The organism is Actinoplanes sp. ATCC 53533 (assembly GCF_003947245.1).
On sequence record NZ_QHHV01000277.1, the window covers coordinates 1 to 19,190 of the forward strand.

Sequence of the window (19,190 nt, forward strand, 5' to 3'; positions counted from 1 at the left end):
TCGTTCTGCCCGCGATCAGCAAGAACGCCCTGAAGAAGATCAGCGCGGAGGTGCGGTCGTGGCGACTGTACAACCGTACTGGTCAGGACCTGATCGACGTTGCGCGGGACATCAACCCGATCGTCCGTGGCTGGATGCAGTACTACGGAAAGTTTTACCGGTCGGCGATGTACTCGCTCCTGGCGCGTATCAACGCCTATTTGATGCGTTGGATCCGTAAGAAGTACAAACGGTTGCGGGCGAAGGGGAAAGCGTTCCGGTGTTGGCGTGGGATTGTCCAACGGTTCCCGCGTATGTTCGCGCACTGGGTATGGGTGCCCTCCGTCCCAAGCGTCTGGTGAACAGGGTGACAGGAGCCGTATAAACCGAGAGGTTTACGTACGGATCTGTGGGAGCCCCGGGCTGAAATGCCCGGGGCGACCCGGCCTTCCCCATCGGAAACAGGCTCCGGCCGATGCTCGGCATCGACCGAAAGCAGAACCCGCACATCCCATCCGGTGTTTCCGATAGGGAAGCAGAGCAAAGTAAGGCTGGGCGAATAGCGTGCGGTCGCTGTCCCGTCCAGCAGATGGACCGCGCTCCCGCATACCGAGCGCACCAACCACATCCTGAGCAACCGGTCCCACCGGGTGGACCAAAACCTCACATACGGGCCAAATCGCCACCGCCGGCTTCAGTCTTGATGCATGCGGGCGTGGAGGGCGCAAGTCTCCAAGGTCTGAGCGCCGGCGCGGAGTCGCCTGCCGAAGTGGGGTACACCGACCATAACGGGCGCGCCCGCTGGGCGGGGGAACCGCCCAGCGGGAGAACGTTTTTCCATGCAATCAGCTGGCAGGGCGAGGGCGGCCGGTTATGAGCCGCTAGGCGATTGGCCGCCCTCGCCCGACCCCGGCGGGAGCGACGGTCAGCACCATGCAACCACGCACGACATCAAGCATTTGACCTTGATCTTCAACTCGAGGGGGTCAGCCGAGCCCGTTGAGGAACCCCTCGTGGTTGGTGCGGAACTCCCAGTTGTAGAACCTGTCCCAGTTGATCGACCAGGTCATCAGGCCGCGGAAGTTCGGGTTGGTGCCGCTGCGGACCGCGTAGCTTCCACAGTTCACGCCCTTGACCAGGCACGTCACCGCCTGCTGCACTCCCGCCGGAGCGACGTAGCCGTTGCCCGCGCTGACCGAGGATGGCGCGCCGAAGGCGATCTGGTCCTCGCGCAGGGCCGGGAACGCGTTCGCCGCGTTGCCGGCCACCGGGAAGCCGGCCAGCAGCATGTCGGTCATCGCGATGTGGAAGTCGGCCCCGCCCATGCTGTGGTATTGGTTGTCCAGGCCCATGATCGGGCCGGAGTTGTAGTCCTGGACGTGCAGCACCGTCAGGTCGTTGCGCATCGCGTAGATCACCGGCAGATACGAGCCCGCGCGCGGATCCTGCCCGCCCCATGGGCCTGAGCCGTAGTACTGGTAGCCGAGTTGGACGAAGAACGTCTCCGGGGCCATCGTGAGCACGAAGCCCGCGCCGTATCTGCTCTTCAGGGACCTCAGCGCGGCGATCAGGTTGACGATGACCGGCGTCGTCGGGTTCTTGAAGTCGGTGTCCCCGGTGTTCAGCGACAGCGAGTGGCCTTCGAAGTCGATGTCGACGCCGTCCAGGCCGTATCTGTCGATGATCGCGCTGACCGAGCTGACTCCGCGGCCGGGCAGAGGGTGAAGCGGATGTCGCCGGACGTCGCGGTGGTCGGCTCGCCGAATGCCAGGTTGATGATGTCCCAGTCGGCCGGGACGTCGGCCATTCTCAGGTAGCCCGAGCCGTTGGCGAAGCTCGAGTGCAGGTAGCCGATCAGCGCGTGCTTGGGGAGCCCGGTGACCGGAGGCGGTGGGGTGGTCGGTGGCGGGGTGGTCGGTGGGGGCGTGGTCGGTGGCGGGGGCGTGGGCGGCGGGGTGGTCGGCGGGGGCGTGGTGCCGCCACAGACACCCTTGTCCGCCCAGACACCCCACTCGCCGCTGGCCGTGGGCACCTCGCCCTGCGTCCACCACTTCGCGGTGTAGTTCCTCGCCTGGTACGAGACCGAGTTGTCCTTGACGTACACCGCGGAGGCGCTCCACGCCGGGGAACAGGCGACGGCAGCGCTCGCGGACGAGGCTATGTAGACGGTGGGACCGGCGGTCGCGAGCGCGGCCGTGACGACGAGGATGAGTGAACGGCGCATGGCCAATTATTAGGACTGTTAACTGTTTCTGTCCAGCGATCGTTTTTCACGCCGCCGCGAAGCGGATCCGCCGGCCCGCGCGGTCGAACAGCAACAGGTCCGCCGGCTCCATCCCGACGGTGAGTTCATCGCCGATCCGCACCCGGGCGGGCACCGGCACCCGGACCATCACCTCTCCGGTCGGCGGCGCTTCCACCAGGTCGTACGCGGGGTAGAACCCGTACGGCGTGCTCGCGGCGACCGGCCGGGACCGCGGCGTCGGCGCGTCCAGCCGGGTGCTCGGCACCCCGCCGACGTCGACGTGTGCCAGCAACTCGTGCCCCAGGTTCTCCACCGAGCGGACCGTGCCCCGCACCGAGATGCCCGGCGACCGGGCCCGGAGCGGCAGCGCCCGCAACGCCAGGGTCACCCGCTCGGTGTGGTGCTCCGCCAGCCGCGCGGTGCGCGGGTCCCCCGGCGGCAGTTCCAGCACCTGCGAGCCCAGGTCGAGCACCACCTTGCCATCCTCGGCGTAAACCGCCGCCTCCAGCAGGCTGGTCCTCGGCATGCCGAGGAACGCCGCCACGAACAGGGTGTCCGGGTCCGCGTACACCTCGGCGGGCGGCCCGACCTGTTGCAGCACGCCCAGCCGCAGCACGGCGATCCGGTCCGCCATGCTCATCGCCTCGGTCTGGTCGTGCGTCACGTAGATCGTCGTCACCGCGAGCCGCCGGACCAGCGCCACGATCTCGCCGCGCAGCGCCGCGCGGGCACCAGCGTCCACGTTGGACAGCGGCTCGTCGAGCAGGAACACCGCCGGCCGCCGGACCAGCGCGCGGGCCATCGCGACGCGCTGGCGCTGGCCGCCGGACAGGTGCTCGGGATAGCGGTTGAGCAGGTCCGCGATGCCCACCGTGCGGGCCACGTCGGCGACCCGGGCGCCGATCTCCGGGCCCGGAGCGGGCGCCGCGCGCAGCGGGAAGCCGATGTTCTGGGCGACCGTCAGGTGCGGGTAGAGGGCGAAGTTCTGGAACACCATCGCGATGTTCCGCTCGCGGGGATCGAGCTCCGTCACCGGCACGCCGTCGAACAGCACCCTCCCGGCGGTCGGCTCCTCGAACCCGGCCAGCAGGCGCAGCAACGTCGACTTCCCGCAGCCGGTCGGGCCGAGCACCACCAGGAACTCGCCCGGTGCCACCTCCAGGTCGACGCCCTGCACCGCGACGACGTCGCCGAAATTCTTCGTGAGCTCGCACGCGGCGATCGCCACCATGCCACCATGGTGGGGTTCGGCAGCCGTCAATGCCAGGGCTTTGCCGTTCCGGCTCCTACTGCATGACCGTGCGGTCGAGGTAGCCGTCGCCGTCGTCGTCGTACATCCGCTTCTCGTAGACGCCGTCGTGGTCCTTGTCGTAGTCGGCGAAGTCCACCCGGTTGTCCAGGTCCTCGTCGACGCCGACGAAGTCGGCCTGGCCGTCGCGGTCGAGATCCACCCGGATCTCGACGCCGCCGTCCTCGCGGCCCCGGTAGGTCGCCTTGTCCTGGCTGCCGTCGCCGTCCGCGTCGACCCGGTTGTGGTAGCCCTTCGGCGGCGCGATCTGCTCGGCCTCGCCGCGGCCGATCTGCGCGTTCCCCGGCTCGCCCAGGCCGCTGCGCGGCGCATCGCCGAAGCCGGACTCCGCCGGCAGGCCGTCCAGGTCGGGGGCGTCCACGCCGGGGGCCGAGCCGAAGCCCGACCGCGCGGCCAGGTCGCCGCCGCCGGTGCCCCACGCGTCCGGCGCCGAGCCGAACCCCTCGTTCGCCGGATATCCCGCGGTGGCGTCCGCGGCCGTCCCGGCGGCGCTGCCGAACTCCGACCACTCGCCGAGGCTGGCCGGGCTGTCGGCGGACACCGAGCCGGGGCCTCCCATGCTGTCGGCCGGCGCCGAGCCGAACCCCTGCCGGGCCATCCCGCTGCCGACCGCGTCGGCCACCCCGCCGATGCTGAACGAGTCGAACAAGCCGAACGTGCTCGACTTGGTGACCCTGTCCTCCACGACCGCGCCCTGCGCGCCCGGATCGGCGCTGACCTGCTGGCGCAGCAGGTCGGACTCCTCCGCGTCCAGGTCGAAACCGGACAGCGCACCCGCCGGATCGGCGGCCAGCCGAGCCTGGAACGACGGGTCGGTAAGCAGCAGCTCCAGCACCGCGTCGAAGTCACTCATGACGACCACCGTAAGAGCCCGGGTCCAGTGACCGCTAGTGGTGCGGCGGCCAGTCCCACGGAACCGGCCGAATCCGTCAGTCCAATTCCGGCATCGCCACCGGCTGCGGCCTGGGACGACAGGTGCCGCACTGCACGGCGTCCTCGACCACCAGGGCCTCGGCACGGTCCCTGTTCACCGAACGGCTCACCTGAAGGAGGTACGGCCCGAACCGAGCGTGGTCCTCGCAGACCCCCCGGCCACAGAACCGGCAGGTCCCTCGGGCAGCCTTGGCACAGAACCAGCAGATCACGTGTATTTCCCCTCGTCAGCCGATGGGCGGTTCATCGGTGGTCGGTGTCTGCGTGGGCGTGGACGACACACTCCGTGAGGGGGATGGCGATGGCGACGTCGACGGGCTGGTCGAAGTCGACGGGCTGGTCGAGGCCGACGGGGTTCTGGGCGGAGTGGTGGTCGGTGCCGCCGTCGTGGGCCGGGTCGTCGCACGGGTGGTGGTCGGGGTCGGGTCGTCCGGCGTGGTCGGGTCGACCGGGTCGTCCGTCGGCTCCGGCTCGGTCGTCGACTCCGTCGGCGGCACCGTGGTCGGCGACGGGGTGACCTCGCTGGGCAGGTCGGAGGGGAGCGGATCGTCGCTCGGCGACGGGCTGGGTGAGCCGGCCGGCGGCTCGACCTTGACGCCGTCGCCGCAGCTCAGGTCGGTGCCGATGGGCTGGCTCGGGGTGCCACCGACGTACACCCGGCCGGTGGCGACGGACAGGCCGCCGGGCTCGACCGCATACCAGGAGGAACCGCTGTTGGTGACCACGCCCGCGGGACGGGCGACGGCGAGGGCGAGGGGCTGATAGGCACCGCTTGTGCTGGCCGTGTCGGCGAGCAGGCGGCCGGCCTCCAGCGAGAGGGCGCCGTGCGGCACCCGCTGGCGACCGGCGTCCGTGTACAGCCGGCCCACCCGGGCCTGCGAACCGGCGCAGAACAGCGTGGCCGAGCCACCCTTGAAGGTCAGCCGGCCGGTGGTCTTGGCCGGGACGATGATCTGGGCGCCCTCGTCGACATACCGGCGGTCGCCCTCGGCGAGGGTCACGGTGCGACCGTCGATGGTCGCGGTGATCGTGCCCCGGTCCGAGGTGAGCAGCGCCCGGTCGGTGGGCATCTCGGCCCAGGCCGGGCCGGGTGCGAAGTTGACCACGGTGAGCAGCAGCGAGAGCAGGAGCAGCAGCAGGACGAGCCACCACATCCGGCGTTCGAAGCGGCGGTCCACGTCGGGGTCCTCGGTGCCGTCCGGCGGGCCCGGCGGCGCGGCGAGCGGCGGGTAGACACCGGCGGAGTGCACCCCGCTGGCGGCCGGCCCGTTGCCGGCGGGACCGCCGGCCATCTGGCCGGGCACGCCGACCAGCGGCGGCAGGTCGGAGGCGTCGGGGATGACCCAGAGCCGTACGGGGGTGCGAGCCTGCGCGACCATCCCGGGAACGCCGTCGCCGACCGGGCCGACCAGCGTGCCGCGGCGCAGCTCGACGCCGTCGGGCATGGCGATGACGCCGGACTCCACGACGACCGCGTGGGTGGGGCCCTGCAGGACGACCGGCGCGCCGGGCTCGAGGTCCACCGGGTGCGCGGACGCGATCAGCGCGAGCCGTTCGTCCCCGGCCAGACCGGACAGCGCGGGAGTGTCGGCGAACAGCGTCTCGGCCTCGGCGCGGTCGGCCGGCGGCGGGCCGGGCAGCGGGCCGACGACCGTGGCGACGGTGGCGGTGGGCACGGAGAGCAGCGTGGTACCGGCCGTGTGCCAGTCCAGCGACGTGGCCCGACCGGTGAGCGCGTTGGCCAGCCCGACCACGCCACCGGCGCCGACGTGCTGCCGGATCGTGCCGCCGGGGTCGCCGGGCTTGCGGGCCTGGACCGCGCCGTCGACGACGACGTACACGGCCTGCTGGGCGGTGCCAGCCACGACGAGCTGGGTCCCGGACCGCGGTCGCACCCAGCGGGCCCGGGCGGCGAGGCCGGCCAGCGCGTGCTCGGGCAGGCCGCCGAGATCGGAGGCCCGCAGCGCGGCCAGCCGGCGCGGGGCGTCGGCCTCCCGGCGCTTCTCGACGGACCGCTCGCGGAAGCGCCGCCACCAGCGGGCCAGCCGGCCGACGGCGAGGTAGACCAGCGGGGCGCAGAGTCCTCCGACGATCAGCGTCAGCAGCAGCTTGGCGGCGAATCCGCTGTGCCACAGGCCGGTGACCAGCCCGGCGACCCGGTCGGCCCAGATCCGGTACGCGAGGTTCGCGGCGACCGCCACCCAGAGCAACGCCAGCACCCCGTACAGGGCGACGATGCGGCCCTCCCTGTCCAGCCCCGCCCACGACGGCGGGCGGCCGCGCAGCCGGCTGGACACCCAGGCGAGGCCGCGGCCGCGCAGGTTCGGGATCTCCAGCCAGTCCATCAGCAGGTAGTAGCCGTCGAGGGCGAGCAGCGGGTTCAGGTTGAACAGCGCGTTGAGATACCAGGCGAAGGCCAGCTTGAAGGCCAGCGGACCGAGCGCCGGCACGGCGAGGCCGATGAGCTGCATCGACCCGGCGAGCACCAGGCCGGTGGCCGGCCCGGCGGCGGTGACCAGCATCCGGGCGCGCCGCCCGGCCATCCACACGTCGGTGGTGTCCACGAAGACCGACGGGATGCCGAAGTACACGAGCACGCCGGCCGCGGGCACCTCCCGCCCGGCATGCTTGGTGGCCAGCGCGTGGCCCAGCTCGTGGCTGGCCAGGGCGAGCAGATTGAGCAGCAGCAGGACGATCGCGCCGAGCAGGTAGGAGCCGCCGGCCAGGAAGACCGCCTGGCTGCCGCGCCACCAGGTGGTGACGAACAGGCCGAGCCCGGCCACCGCGAAGATCGCCATGATGATCGCCGCGGGCCTGGTGAAGAAGAACCGGCCGCCGGCGCGGTAGAGCGCCGAGATCACCCGGTCGATGTCGAAGACCAGCATCCGGCGCCCGCGAGCCGCCGCGAGCACGCCGGAGCCGACCCGCTTGGGCAGCGGCTGCCGCTCGAGCTCCTGCAACGGGCGGAAGGCGTCCACGGGCAGCTCGTCGAGCATCCGGTTGCCGGCCAGATCGGCCACCACCCGGCGGACCTGGTCGGGGGCGAGCCGGCCGGCGAGCCGCGCGAACTCGGCGACGAGGCGGGCGACCGTGTGGGTGCCGTCCATCATCAGCGCGAGCTGCCACTCGTCCGGGGTCAGCCGCAGATAGCAGGCGCGACCGCCGTCGTCGGGCGAGCGGAGCATCACGTACGCGGATCCGCGCACGCTGGTCAGCTCGACGGCCTCGATGCCGGCGCGCAGCACTGGCCGGGCCCGGGCAGGGTTGAGCCGCTCGACGACCGCGCCCCAGAGTCCGGGGTCGGCGGGTCCGAGCGGCTCACCCGGCGCGCGTCCGGCCAGGGCTTCCCAGACACTCATCCGGGTCTCGACCAAGCTCACTGCTTCATTCCGATCAGGGGTTTCCGCTCCGCTATAGCGAATGGAGAGTAGGCGGTCAGCCAGGCGAAAGGCGAGCCCCTGTTATGCCGATCGCCAGGAGAAAAGGCATAGATCAGACATAAAGGTGGCGGTGGGTGGCCGCGACCAACCCCCTTGGTCGCGTCCACCCACCGCCGTGGGGAGGTGATGCTCGTCCGATGGCCCGGAGAGCATCAGGTTGGCTCTAGGCGGACTCCGTCAGCGTCGCGCTGACCGTCTGCTGCTGCCCGTCGCGGGTGAAGACGATCGTCACCTTGTCGCCGACCTTGGCGGACTGGATGATCCCCACCAGGTCGTCGGAGTCGTTGACGGCCTTGCCGTTCACCGAGTTGACTACGTCACCCTGCTGCAGGCCGGCCTTCGCGGCCGCGCTGTTCGGGGTGACCTGGCTGACCAGGGCGCCACCGCCCTCGGCCTCCGTGACGCTGACGCCCAGCGCCGGGTGGCTGACCTTCTTGCCGGCCATCAGGGCGTCCGCGACGTCCTTCGCCTTGTTGCTCGGGATCGCGAAGCCGAGGCCGATGTTGCCCGAGCTCTGCCCGGAGGTGGCGATCGCCGAGTTGATGCCGATCACCTCGCCGTTGGTGTTGACCAGCGCGCCGCCGGAGTTGCCCGGGTTGATCGGGGCGTCGGTCTGCAGCAGCCCGGACATCGAGGTCGTCCCGCCGCTCTGCTGCTGTTGCTGCTGCTGGCCGCCGAACGGATTCTGCGGGGTCTGCGGGCTCTGCTCCTCGCTGCTGGACTGGATGGTGCGGTCCTTGGCGCTGATGATGCCCTCGGTGACCGAGCCCTCCAGGCCCAGCGGGCTGCCCAGCGCGAGCACGGTGTCGCCGACCTGCATCTTCGAGCTGTCGCCGAACTTCGCGGCGGCCAGGTCGCTGACCCCGTCGGCCTTGATGACGGCGAGGTCGGTCCGCGGGTCGGTGCCGACGATCTTCGCCTGCGCCTTCTTGCCGTTGGCGAAGATCACGGTGACCGCGTCGCCGGTGGCGGTGGCGACCACGTGGTTGTTGGTCACGATGTAGCCGTCGGCGGTGATCACGACGCCCGAGCCCTCACCGGTCTGCGTGGTGATCGAGACGACGCTGTCCTTGACCGCCGAGACGATCTGGGCGAGCGACGAGCGGTCGACCACCCGGTTCACCGAGGCGTCGGAGGTCTGCACGGTCCTGGCGCCGTTGTCGTCGCTGAACGCCAGCGCGGTGGCCGCGCCGACGCCGCCGGCGCCCAGGGCGATCAGGACCGCGGCCGCGCCGGCCACGAAGATCTTGCGGCCCCGGCCGGCCCGCGCGGGGTCGCGCTGGTCGGTCCCGACGGCCTGGGCCCAGGCCGGGGCCTCCGACTGCGGGGGTACGCCGGCACCGGGCGCCCACTGACCGGGCTGGCCGGGCTGACCGGGCGCTCCCTGCGCCGCATACTGCTGGTGGGGCTGGCCGGCGTAGGCACCCGCGTAGGGCGGCTGCGGCTGGCCGGGATACTGCTGGCCCGCGCCGTACGGCTGTTGGCCGTAGGGCGGCGGCTGGTTGGGGTGCGGCTGCTGCGCCGGATGCTGGCCGCCGCGCTGCCACGGCGACGCGAGCCATCCGCCGTGCTGCTGAGGCACGCCGGGCTGAGGCACGCCGGGCTGAGGCACGCCAGACTGCGGTGCGCCGGACTGCGGGGCACCGGACTGGGGAACGCCGGACTGAGGTGCGTCCGGCAGGCTCAGCATGGGCTGCTGCGCCGTCGTGTCGGACTGTCCCCGCTCCGGGCTGCTGCTCGCGTGGGAGGCGTCCGCGGGCCGGTGCGACTGCTCCTCGGACGGGGAGCTTTCGTGCCGCTGCGGGTCGGTCTCGTACTCGTTCATGGGGATTACTCTGCCCCTGCCCGCTCCGACCTACCTGTGTTGGCCCTGGACGTTTTCTGTGAATGGCGTTGCCCGGAAAATCAGGAGTCGTCCGGCTCCAGAGCGGGCAAAGCCACCCGGAACGTCGCGCCCTTGCCGGGCTCGCTCAGCACTTCCACAGTGCCGTGGTGGGCCCGTACGATCGCCGCCACGATGGCCAGGCCCAGCCCGGTGCCGGTGGCCGCGCGGTCGGTATGCCGGGTCCTGGCCTCGTCGGCACGGTAGAAGCGCTCGAAGACGTGCTCGCGCTGTTCGGCGGACAAACCGGGCCCGGTGTCGGCGATCTCGACGACGGCACGGTTGCCCGACTCCGGATAGAGCGAGAGCGTCACCGCGGCATCCGCCGGCGTGTGCACCAGCGCGTTGGTCATCAGGTTGCCGATGACCTGCCGCAGCCGGGCGTCGTCGCCGTAGGCCACCAGCTTCTCCGGCGACTCGCGCACGTCCAGCTCGATCTTGCGCTCCGGGGCGGTGGCCCGGGCCGCCTGGACCGCGTCCATCGCCAGCACCGGCAGCTCCACCGGGGCCAGGGTGACCGGGCGCTCCCGGTCCAGCCGGGCGAGCAGCAGCAGGTCCTCGACCAGCAGGCCCATCCGGGCGGCCTCGTCCTCGATCCGGCGCACCAGCTTGGCGGTGTCCTCCGGGTTGGCGACCGCGCCCTGGCGGTACAGCTCGGCGAAGCCGCGGATCGAGGTCAGCGGCGTGCGCAGCTCGTGCGAGGCGTCCGCGACGAACTGCCGCATCTTCCGTTCCGAGCGCACCGCGCGGGCCTCGGAGACCTGCGCCGCCTCGGCGGCGTCGCGGGCCTGCGACTCCGCGGCGCGGGCCGCGGTCTCGGACAGCGCCCGGGCGGTGAACGCGGCCTCGATCTGGGCAAGCATGGCGTTCAGGGCCCGGGACAGCCGGCCCAGCTCGGTCTTCGGCTCGCCCTCGTCGGGCTCCGGATCAGGGACGCGCTGGGTGAGGTCGCCGGCCGCGATGGCCGCGGCGGTCCGTTCTATCTGCCCCAGCGGGATGAGGCTCTGCCGCACGATGGCCGCGCCCACCGCCGCGAGCGCGAAGAGCACCCCGGCGCCGACCAGGATGTCGACCCAGATCAGGCGGGCGATCGCGTCGTCGATGGAGACCAGCCGCTGCCCGACGTGCAGCACGGTGCCGCCGCCGAAGTAGGTGACCAGCACCCGCCAGACGACCGTCCCGTCGGCGGACATGACCGTGTACGGCTTGTCGATGTGCTTGTTGACCTCGTCCAGGCCGGTGAGCAGCGGGGGCAGCTGGCTGGGCTTGAGCGCCGGGTCGTACTTGAGGTCCTCCGGGTCTCCCACGCCGTCGACCGTGGTCAGGTTGGCGTAGTAGTCGACGGGCAACAGCAGCTTCGCCCTGCCCTGCAGCTCCTCCGCCGTCTCGGCGAATCGGACGAGCCCGGTGTCGAGCCGACCGATCATGTAGCTGTGCAGGGCGTACGTGCTCGCGGTGCTGATCAGGGTCAGCGCCGCCAGCACGAGGACGAGCACGGCCGCGATGAGCTTGGTGAGCAGCGGGATCCGCCGCAGGCTGGTCTCCGGGACGACCCTGCGGACTCGGTCGGAAAGGGTCAGGGCCACGATCTGGCTCAGGCCGCGGGTTTGCGCAGCACGTAGCCGACGCCGCGGAGCGTGTGGATCAGTCGCGGCTGCACGTTGTCGACCTTGCGCCGCAGATAGGAGATGTACGACTCGACGATGTTGTCGTCGCCCCGGAAGTCGTACTTCCACACGTGGTCGAGGATCTGCGCCTTGGAGAGCACCCGGTTGGCGTTGAGCATCAGGTAGCGCAGCAGCTTGAACTCGGTCGGTGACAGCTGCACGCGCTGGCCGGCCCGGTAGACCTCGTGCGTCTCCTCGTCGAGCTCGAGGTCGGCGAAGACCAGGCGCGAGGGCTCCTCGTCGCCGGCGGTGGTGCGGCGCAGCACGGCCCGGATCCGGGCGGTGAGCTCCTCGAGGCTGAACGGCTTGGTCACGTAGTCGTCGCCACCCAGCGTCAGGCCCCGGATCTTGTCGTCGGTGCCGTCGCGGGCGGTCAGGAAGACCACGGGGGTGCGCGCGCCACCCTCGCGCATGAGCCGGATGACCTCGAAACCGTCGAGGTCGGGCAGCATCACGTCGAGGACGACGAGGTCAGGGGTGGCGCTCTTGGCCGCGCTGACGGCGGCGCTGCCGCTGGTGGCGGTGCTGACGTCGAACCCCGCGAAGCGCAGGCTGGCGGAGAGCAGCTCGAGGATGTTCGCGTCGTCCTCGACGACGAGGAGCTTCGCCTCGCTCTGCTTGCCCTGGGTCTGAGTAGCGGCCATGCCCACCATCCTCGCCCAGGTCGCTGCACTCGCGCTGCACGCTACCTGAAAGTTTTCTGTGAGCTTGCTAGGCGGCAAGATCAAACGTGGCAGACCGAATCCCCGCCGACGCTGAGCCCATCCGCGGCGGAAAACCCATGCTAGATCGAGATGTACGCCGCGCGGGCCAGCACGCGCCGGTCCGCACCGGGCTCCGGACGCAGCGCCGGCGAGCCGATCAGCGTCACCGTCAGGCCGCGCAGGCCGGCCACCCGCCGGACCGAGGACCAGAGTGTGTCGTCGCCGACGAAGGACGCCTCCGCGGAACCGTACCGGATCGCGATCGGCACGACCGGCGCCCCGGCGTCCACCGCCGCCTGGAAGACAGCGGGCCGGAAGCGCCCCCGCTCGGCGCCGCAGAACGTCGTACCCTCCGGGAAGACCGCGACCGAGCGACCGGCCCGCAGCGCCGCGGCGACCTCGGCCACCAGCGCGGGCAGGCGCTTCGGCCGGGTCCGGTCGACGAAGATCGACCCGGCCCGGGTCGCCAGCACACCCACCGCGGGCCAGCCGCGCACGTCATGCTTGGCGACCAGCCGGACCGGCGTCACCGCCAGCAGCGCGACGACGTCCAGCCAGGAGACGTGGTTGGCCACCAGCAGGCTGCCGGGCCGCGGCGCCGGGCCGCGCCAGACCAGCTCGACCCCCAGGGCCGCGAGGATGCCGCGCGAGATCATCCGAGCGGCGCCGCGCCGCAGGAGCGGCACCAGGATCAGAGCCCCGAGCAGTACGCCGAAGAGCGCCGACAACCGCACCAGCGCGGTACCGGTTCGCACAGCCGGGGCACCGGCGGGGCGGCACTGCGGACCGCACGCGGACGTGGGCTGCCACACAGCTGAGTTCATCGGGTCGCACCCAGGAAGTGGCGCCGGTAGCGCGGGTCCATCCGGTCCATGGAGAACAGCACGTAGAAGTCGGCGCAGTTGAAATCCGGGTCGTAGGCCGGCTCACCGCACACCCAGCTGCCCAGCCGCAGGTAGCCCTTGAGCAGCGGCGGCGGCTGGGTCCTCGGGTCGCCGACGTGGTCGGTCTCCGCGAGCCAGCCCCGGCGCGGCTGGACCCGCAGGGCCGGCGGCGAGAGGTGCCTGGCGGAGACCCGGGCCCAGACCCCGGCCGCGGTCGCCCCGCCGTCTTCGAGGCCGACCGAGGCGCAGCCGCCGAGCCAGCGCAGGTTGTTCAGGTGCAGGTAGCGGGCGATGCCGGCCCACATCAGGTTGACCACGGCGCCGGAGCGGTGGTCCGGGTGCACACACGAGCGACCGGTCTCGACGAGCTGGTCGCGCAGCGGGCTCAGGCCGCTGAGGTTGAACTCGCCGTCGCCGTAGCGGCGCCCGGCGCGCTCGGCGGCCTTCGGGGTCATCATCCGGTAGGTGCCGACGACCAGGCCGGTCGCGTCGTCCCGGACGATCAGGTGGTCGCAGAAGTCGTCGAACTCGTCGATGTCGCGACCGTCGGAGGTGGCCCCGCGCAGCGTCGCGCCGAGCTCGGTGGCGAAGACGTCGTGGCGCAGCCGTTGCGCGGCCGCGACCTGACTGGCGTCGTCGGCGATGAGGAGCGAGTAGCCGCTGGTCCCGGTGGGTGCGGCAGCGGTCATGAGTACCGTCATGAGTTCTGTGTAAGGCTCGCGTCTGCCGACGGCGTGTCGCCACAGGTGGCACGGGATGACGCTAACGTGAACGCCTCTGTAAGCCGTCCACCCGACGGGCAGCCGGGATTGCCGCGAACCGGTAGGTTGAGCCACCAGTCGAGCGGTAGGAGCAATAGTGCCGGGCGGATCCACGGAGATCGTCGTCTCCAACCTCAGCAAGCAGTACAAGGCACTGCGTGCGGTGGACAATCTCTCGTTCACCGTGCACTCCGGGCGAGTCACCGGCTTCCTGGGCCCCAACGGTGCGGGCAAGACGACCACCCTGCGCATGTTGCTCGGCCTGGTCACCCCGTCGGCCGGCACGGCCACCTTCGGCGGCGTCCGCTACACCGACCTGTCGCAGCCGATCCGGCACGTCGGCGCGGTGCTCGAGGCCTCCAGCGCGCACAAGGGCCGCACCGGCCTCAACCACCTGCGGATGATCTGCACCTCGGCCGGGCTGCCGTGGTCGGCGGCCGACGAGGCGCTCGCCCGGGTCGGGCTGACGCCGGCCGCCAAGCGCAAGTTCAAGGGCTACTCGCTGGGCATGAAGCAGCGCCTCGGCATCGCCGCGGCCCTGCTCGGCAACCCGCGGGTGCTGATCCTCGACGAGCCCGCCAACGGCCTGGACCCCGAGGGCATCCGCTGGATGCGCGACCTGCTCAAGACGCTCGCCGCCGAGGGCCGTACGGTGCTGGTCTCCAGCCACCTGCTCGCCGAGATGCAGCAGCTCGCCGACGACGTGGTGATCATCGCGGCGGGTCAGCTGATCCGGCAGGGGCCGGTCGGCGAGGTGCTCGGCTCGATGGCCGGGATGGCCCAGGTGCGGGTCCGCACCCCGCAGCCGGAGGCGCTGACCGCCGCGCTCTCCGAGCACCAGGCGACCGTGACCCCGCTGCCCGACGGCGCGCTGCTGGTCACCGGCCTGGACACGGCCGCCGTGGGACGCGCGGCCTTCAAAGGCTCGGTGGAGTTGCACGAGCTGGCCGGCGAGCGCGCCGATCTGGAACAGGTCTTCCTGCAGCTGACGGCCGGAAAGGCGGGCATCCGATGAACCTGGTGAAAGCCGAACTCTTCAAGATCCGGTCCACCTCGACCTGGTGGATCCTCGGCCTGATCACCCTCGGCCTGTGGGCGCTGACGCTGCTGATCAACTGGGCCGGCAGCTCCATCAACGCGGGCTCGGACCCGGCCGAGCAGGGCCTGACCGCCGACCAGGCCGAACAGGTCCGGGTGGCCAACGAGGCCGTCAACGTGGCGTCAAACCTCTACACCAGCGGCCAGTTCTTCGGCGTGCTGATGGTGATGCTGCTCGGCGCGATCATCGTGACCAACGAGTTCTTCCACCAGACGGCCACCACCACCTTCCTGGTGACCCCGCGCCGGGAGTCCGTGGTGATCGCCAAGCTGATCGCCTCGACCCTGCTCGGCCTCGGCTTCTGGCTGGTCACGACCCTGCTCAACCTGATCTTCGTGCCGTTCATCCTGAACGCCCTGGACGTCGGGCCGCAGTTCGGCGAGCCGGCGATCTGGCGGGCGATGGGGCTCAACGGCCTGGCGTACGCCCTGTGGGCGATCCTCGGGGTCGGCGCCGGCGTGCTGATCCGCAGCCAGATCGGCGCGACGATCGCGCTGAGCACGATCTACGTGATCGGCTACTTCGGCGCCACGACGCTGTTCTTCCTGCTCACCCCGCGCATCGGCGAGTGGTTCGGCAAGCTGCAGGTGCTGGTCCCGCCGCTCGCCTCGCAGCTGATGATCTCCGGCACCGAGCTGCCCGGTAACCCGCCGCGCTGGGTCGGGGCCGTGGTGCTGATCGGCTACGCGGTGGCGGCCGGCGGGCTCGGGACGTGGCTCATGAAACGGCGGGACATCGCCTGAGCGTGATCAGCTGGTCACGAGTCCTTCTCGCCCCTCGGGAAGTTGGTCACAGAGCGGACGTCCGGATGGCCGGACAAATCTCACGGCGTAGCCTTGACGGCGATTTCCATTCCGTCCCGTGTGACGAACGTCGCGTGCTGACAACTTGGTGAAAGAGGCGAACACGGAAGTGTCGACCCAGCAGACTTCGCATGAGAATCCGCTCGCGGACTTCGGTCCCAACGAGTGGATCGTCGACGAGATGTACCAGCGCTACCTGGCCGACCCGAGCAGCGTCGACCCGGCCTGGCACGATTTCTTCGCCGACTACAAGCCGGCGATGGCCTCGGGCTCGCTCGCGACCCCCGACGAGGCCACCGCGGCCAACGCGAAGGCCACCGCCGCCAAGGCCGGCACCGACGCTCCCGCTGCCGCGACCATCGCCCCCGAGAAGCCGACCGTGCCCACGGCGCCCGCGCCGGCCAAGCCCCCGGCCGCTCAGCCAGCGCCGGCCAAGCCCGCCGCCAAGGCCGCCCCGGCCGCGGCCAAGCCGGCACAGACCCCGGCCCCGGCGGAGGGGTCCAAGGTCACCACGCTGCGCGGCGTCGCCGCCCGGATCGTGCAGAACATGAACTCCTCGCTGGAGGTGCCCACCGCGACGTCGGTGCGCGCCGTGCCGGCGAAGCTGCTGGTCGACAACCGCATCGTGATCAACAATCACCTCGCCCGCGGGCGGGGCGGCAAGGTCAGCTTCACCCACCTGATCGGCTGGGCGCTGGTCCGCTCGGTGATGGCGCACCCGGAGATGAACAACTCCTTCGCCGAGGTGGACGGCAAGCCGGTCATGGTCCAGCCCGAGCACATCAACCTGGGCATCGCCATCGACCTCGCCAAGAAGGACGGCACCCGGACGCTGGTCGTGCCGTCCATCAAGAACTGCGAGCGGATGGACTTCCGCAAGTTCTGGCAGGCATACGAGGACGTGGTCCGCCGCGCCCGCCGCAACGAGCTGACCATGGACGACTACGCCGGGACCACGATCTCGCTGACCAACCCCGGCGGCATCGGCACCGTGCACTCCATCCCCCGCCTGATGGCCGGCCAGAGCGCCATCATCGGCGTCGGCGCGATGGAATATCCGGCGCCCTACGCCGGCATGTCGGACGAGACGCTCACGGAGCACGGCGTCAGCAAGGTCACCACGCTGACCAGCACCTACGACCACCGGGTCATCCAGGGCGCGCAGTCGGGCGAGTTCCTCAAGGCCGTGCACGAGTTCCTGCTCGGCGAGCACTCGTTCTACGACGACATCTTCACCTCGCTGCGGATTCCGTACGAGCCGGTGCGCTGGGTGCGGGACGTGGCCCGGACCTCCGAGGGGCAGATCGACAAGGCCGCGCGGGTCGTCGAGCTGATCCACGCGTACCGGGTCCGCGGCCACCTGATGGCCGACACCGACCCGCTCGAGTTCGAGATCCGCCGGCACCCCGACCTGGACGTGCTCCAGCACGGGCTGACCCTGTGGGACCTGGACCGCACCTTCCCGGTCGGCGGCTTCGCCGGCAAGCAGAAGATGAAGCTGCGCGACGTGCTCGGGGTGCTCCGCGACACCTACTGCCGGCGCGTGGGCATCGAATACATGCACATCCAGGGCCCCGAGGAGCGGCGCTGGATCCAGGACCGGATCGAGATCAAGTACACCAAGCCGAGCCCGGAAGAGCAGAAGCACGTGCTCAACCGGCTGAACGCGGCCGAGGCGTTCGAGACGTTCCTGCAGACCAAGTACGTCGGGCAGAAGCGCTTCTCGCTCGAGGGCGGCGAGTCGCTGATCCCGCTGCTGGACGAGGTGCTGCAGGCGTCCGCCGAGGGTGGCCTCGACGAGGTGGTCATCGGCATGGCGCACCGCGGCCGGCTCAACGTGCTCGCGAACATCGTCGGCAAGCCGTACGAGAAGATCTTCAACGAGTTCGAGGGTCAGATGGACCCGAAGTCGGCGCACGGCTCCGGCGACGTCAAATACCACCTGGGCCAGACCGGCAAATACACGGCGCCGGACGGCGAGAGCGCCACGACGGTCAGCGTGGTCGCCAACCCGTCCCACCTGGAGGCCGTGGACCCGGTGCTCGAGGGCATCGTCCGGGCCAAGCAGGACCGCCTCGACCTGGGCCTGCACGGCTACACGGTGCTGCCGCTGCTGATCCACGGCGACGCCGCGTTCGCCGGGCAGGGCGTGGTCGCGGAGACGCTAAACCTCTCCCAGCTGCGCGGATACCGCACCGGCGGCACGGTGCACGTGGTCGTCAACAACCAGGTCGGCTTCACCACGGCCCCGGAATACAGCCGTTCGTCGCTCTACTCGACCGACGTGGCGCGCATGATCCAGGCGCCGATCTTCCACGTGAACGGCGACGACCCCGAGGCCGTCGTCCGGGTGGCCCGGCTCGCCTTCGAATACCGCCAGGCGTTCAACAAGGACGTCGTCATCGACCTGGTCTGCTACCGCCGCCGCGGGCACAACGAGGGCGACGACCCCTCGATGACCAACCCGCGGATGTACAAGATCATCGACACCAAGCGCTCGGTCCGCAAGGCCTACACCGAGGAGCTGATCGGCCGCGGCGACCTTACCGTGGACGATGCCCAGGAGCAGTTGCGCGACTATCAGTCCCAGCTGGAGCACGTCTTCAAGGCCACCCGGGACTCCGCCGGCGCCCCGCCGCGGGCCCAGCGGCCCTCGACGGAGGAGCCGGAGCCGCAGGTCGACACCGCGATCGACGCGGCCGGCGTGCGTGCGGTCGGCCAGGCCCACCTCGACCTGCCGGAGGGCTTCACCCCGCACAAGCGGGTCCAGCAGTTGCTCGACCGGCGCGCCAAGATGTCCGCGGACGGCGGCATCGACTGGGGCATGGGCGAGCTGATCGCCTTCGGGTCGCTGCTGAGCCAGGGCGTCACGGTGCGGCTGGCCGGCCAGGATTCGCGGCGCGGCACGTTCGTCTCCCGGCACGCCTCGCTGGTCGACGCCAACACCGGCAACGACTTCCTGCCGCTGTCCAACCTGGTGACCGGCAACGCCCGCTTCTTCGCCCACGACTCGCTGCTCAGCGAATACGCGGCGATGGGCTTCGAGTACGGCTACTCGGTCGAGAACACCGAGGCGCTGGTGCTCTGGGAGGCGCAGTTCGGCGACTTCGTCAACGGCGCCCAGTCGATCGTGGACGAGTTCATCTCCTCCGGCGAGGTGAAGTGGGGCCAGCAGTCGTCGCTGGTGCTGCTGCTTCCGCACGGCCAGGAGGGCCAGGGCCCGGACCACTCGTCCGGCCGTCCGGAGCGGTTCCTGCAGCTCTGCGCGCAGGACAACATGCGGGTGGCAAACCCGACCACCCCGGCGAACTACTTCCACCTGCTGCGTCGTCAGGCGCTGTCCAGCAAGCGCAAGCCGCTGGTCGTCTTCTCGCCGAAGTCGCTGCTGCGACACAAGCTGGCGGTGTCGTCGGTCGCCGACTTCACCACCGGCCGATTCCAGCCGATCATCGGCGACGCCGGGGTCAACGGCACGCCGCTGGAC

At 70.9% G+C, this 19,190-nt stretch carries 12 protein-coding genes and 1 pseudogene; 4 read left to right on the forward strand and 9 right to left on the reverse strand.

Going from position 1 to position 19,190, the window contains the following annotated elements; translation table 11 throughout:
• On the forward strand, positions 1 to 341 hold a 341-nt coding region (locus DMB66_RS53130), incomplete at its 5' end, for a group II intron maturase-specific domain-containing protein (protein ID WP_199753166.1).
• A gap of 624 nt (positions 342 to 965) precedes the next feature.
• Here DMB66_RS53130 and DMB66_RS53135 read toward each other — a convergent pair.
• The 9 genes and pseudogenes from DMB66_RS53135 to DMB66_RS53180 all read right to left on the reverse strand — a co-directional run bounded on the left by DMB66_RS53135 (position 966) and on the right by DMB66_RS53180 (position 13,744).
• Positions 966 to 2,203 (reverse strand): annotated as a pseudogene (locus DMB66_RS53135) (chitinase).
• Positions 2,204 to 2,249: 46 nt separating this feature from the next.
• Entirely contained in the window at positions 2,250 to 3,455 is a 1,206-nt protein-coding gene (locus DMB66_RS53140) for an ABC transporter ATP-binding protein (protein WP_125811678.1), read from the reverse strand.
• A gap of 55 nt (positions 3,456 to 3,510) precedes the next feature.
• Positions 3,511 to 4,386, reverse strand: a complete 876-nt coding sequence (locus DMB66_RS53145) for a hypothetical protein (RefSeq protein WP_125811679.1) — start codon at positions 4,384 to 4,386, stop codon at positions 3,511 to 3,513.
• 307 nt (positions 4,387 to 4,693) lie between these two features.
• The gene (locus tag DMB66_RS53155) at positions 4,694 to 7,846 is read right to left on the reverse strand and encodes a cyclic nucleotide-binding protein (RefSeq protein WP_125811681.1); all 3,153 of its coding nucleotides are present in this window, start codon (positions 7,844 to 7,846) and stop codon (positions 4,694 to 4,696) included.
• A gap of 223 nt (positions 7,847 to 8,069) precedes the next feature.
• Positions 8,070 to 9,731, reverse strand: a complete 1,662-nt coding sequence (locus DMB66_RS53160) for a trypsin-like peptidase domain-containing protein (protein ID WP_125811682.1) — start codon at positions 9,729 to 9,731, stop codon at positions 8,070 to 8,072.
• Positions 9,732 to 9,811: 80 nt separating this feature from the next.
• The gene (locus tag DMB66_RS53165; RefSeq protein ID WP_125811689.1) at positions 9,812 to 11,368 is read right to left on the reverse strand and encodes a cell wall metabolism sensor histidine kinase WalK; all 1,557 of its coding nucleotides are present in this window, start codon (positions 11,366 to 11,368) and stop codon (positions 9,812 to 9,814) included.
• A 14-nt stretch (positions 11,369 to 11,382) separates the two neighbouring features.
• Positions 11,383 to 12,099: a response regulator transcription factor gene (locus DMB66_RS53170; protein ID WP_106125940.1), complete on the reverse strand. Its 717-nt coding sequence runs from the start codon at positions 12,097 to 12,099 to the stop codon at positions 11,383 to 11,385.
• 140 nt (positions 12,100 to 12,239) lie between these two features.
• A complete protein-coding gene (locus DMB66_RS53175) occupies positions 12,240 to 12,914 on the reverse strand; it encodes a 1-acyl-sn-glycerol-3-phosphate acyltransferase (RefSeq protein WP_233625481.1) in 675 nt (224 codons plus the stop codon).
• Positions 12,915 to 12,979: 65 nt separating this feature from the next.
• Positions 12,980 to 13,744, reverse strand: coding sequence for a GNAT family N-acetyltransferase (locus DMB66_RS53180; protein ID WP_125811684.1), 765 nt, complete (start codon positions 13,742 to 13,744; stop codon positions 12,980 to 12,982).
• A gap of 157 nt (positions 13,745 to 13,901) precedes the next feature.
• Here DMB66_RS53180 and DMB66_RS53185 point away from each other — a divergent pair, with 157 nt between their 5' ends.
• The 3 genes from DMB66_RS53185 to DMB66_RS53195 all read left to right on the forward strand — a co-directional run.
• Positions 13,902 to 14,819 carry an ABC transporter ATP-binding protein gene (locus tag DMB66_RS53185; RefSeq protein ID WP_125811685.1) on the forward strand — a complete coding sequence of 306 codons (918 nt, stop codon included), beginning with the start codon at positions 13,902 to 13,904 and terminating at the stop codon, positions 14,817 to 14,819.
• Entirely contained in the window at positions 14,816 to 15,646 is an 831-nt protein-coding gene (locus tag DMB66_RS53190) for an ABC transporter permease subunit (RefSeq protein WP_125811686.1), read from the forward strand. Before DMB66_RS53185 ends, DMB66_RS53190 begins: the two co-directional genes overlap by 4 nt.
• 169 nt (positions 15,647 to 15,815) lie before the next feature.
• Positions 15,816 to 19,190 (forward strand): multifunctional oxoglutarate decarboxylase/oxoglutarate dehydrogenase thiamine pyrophosphate-binding subunit/dihydrolipoyllysine-residue succinyltransferase subunit (locus DMB66_RS53195; RefSeq protein WP_125811687.1); only part of this gene is annotated, 3,375 nt, incomplete at its 3' end.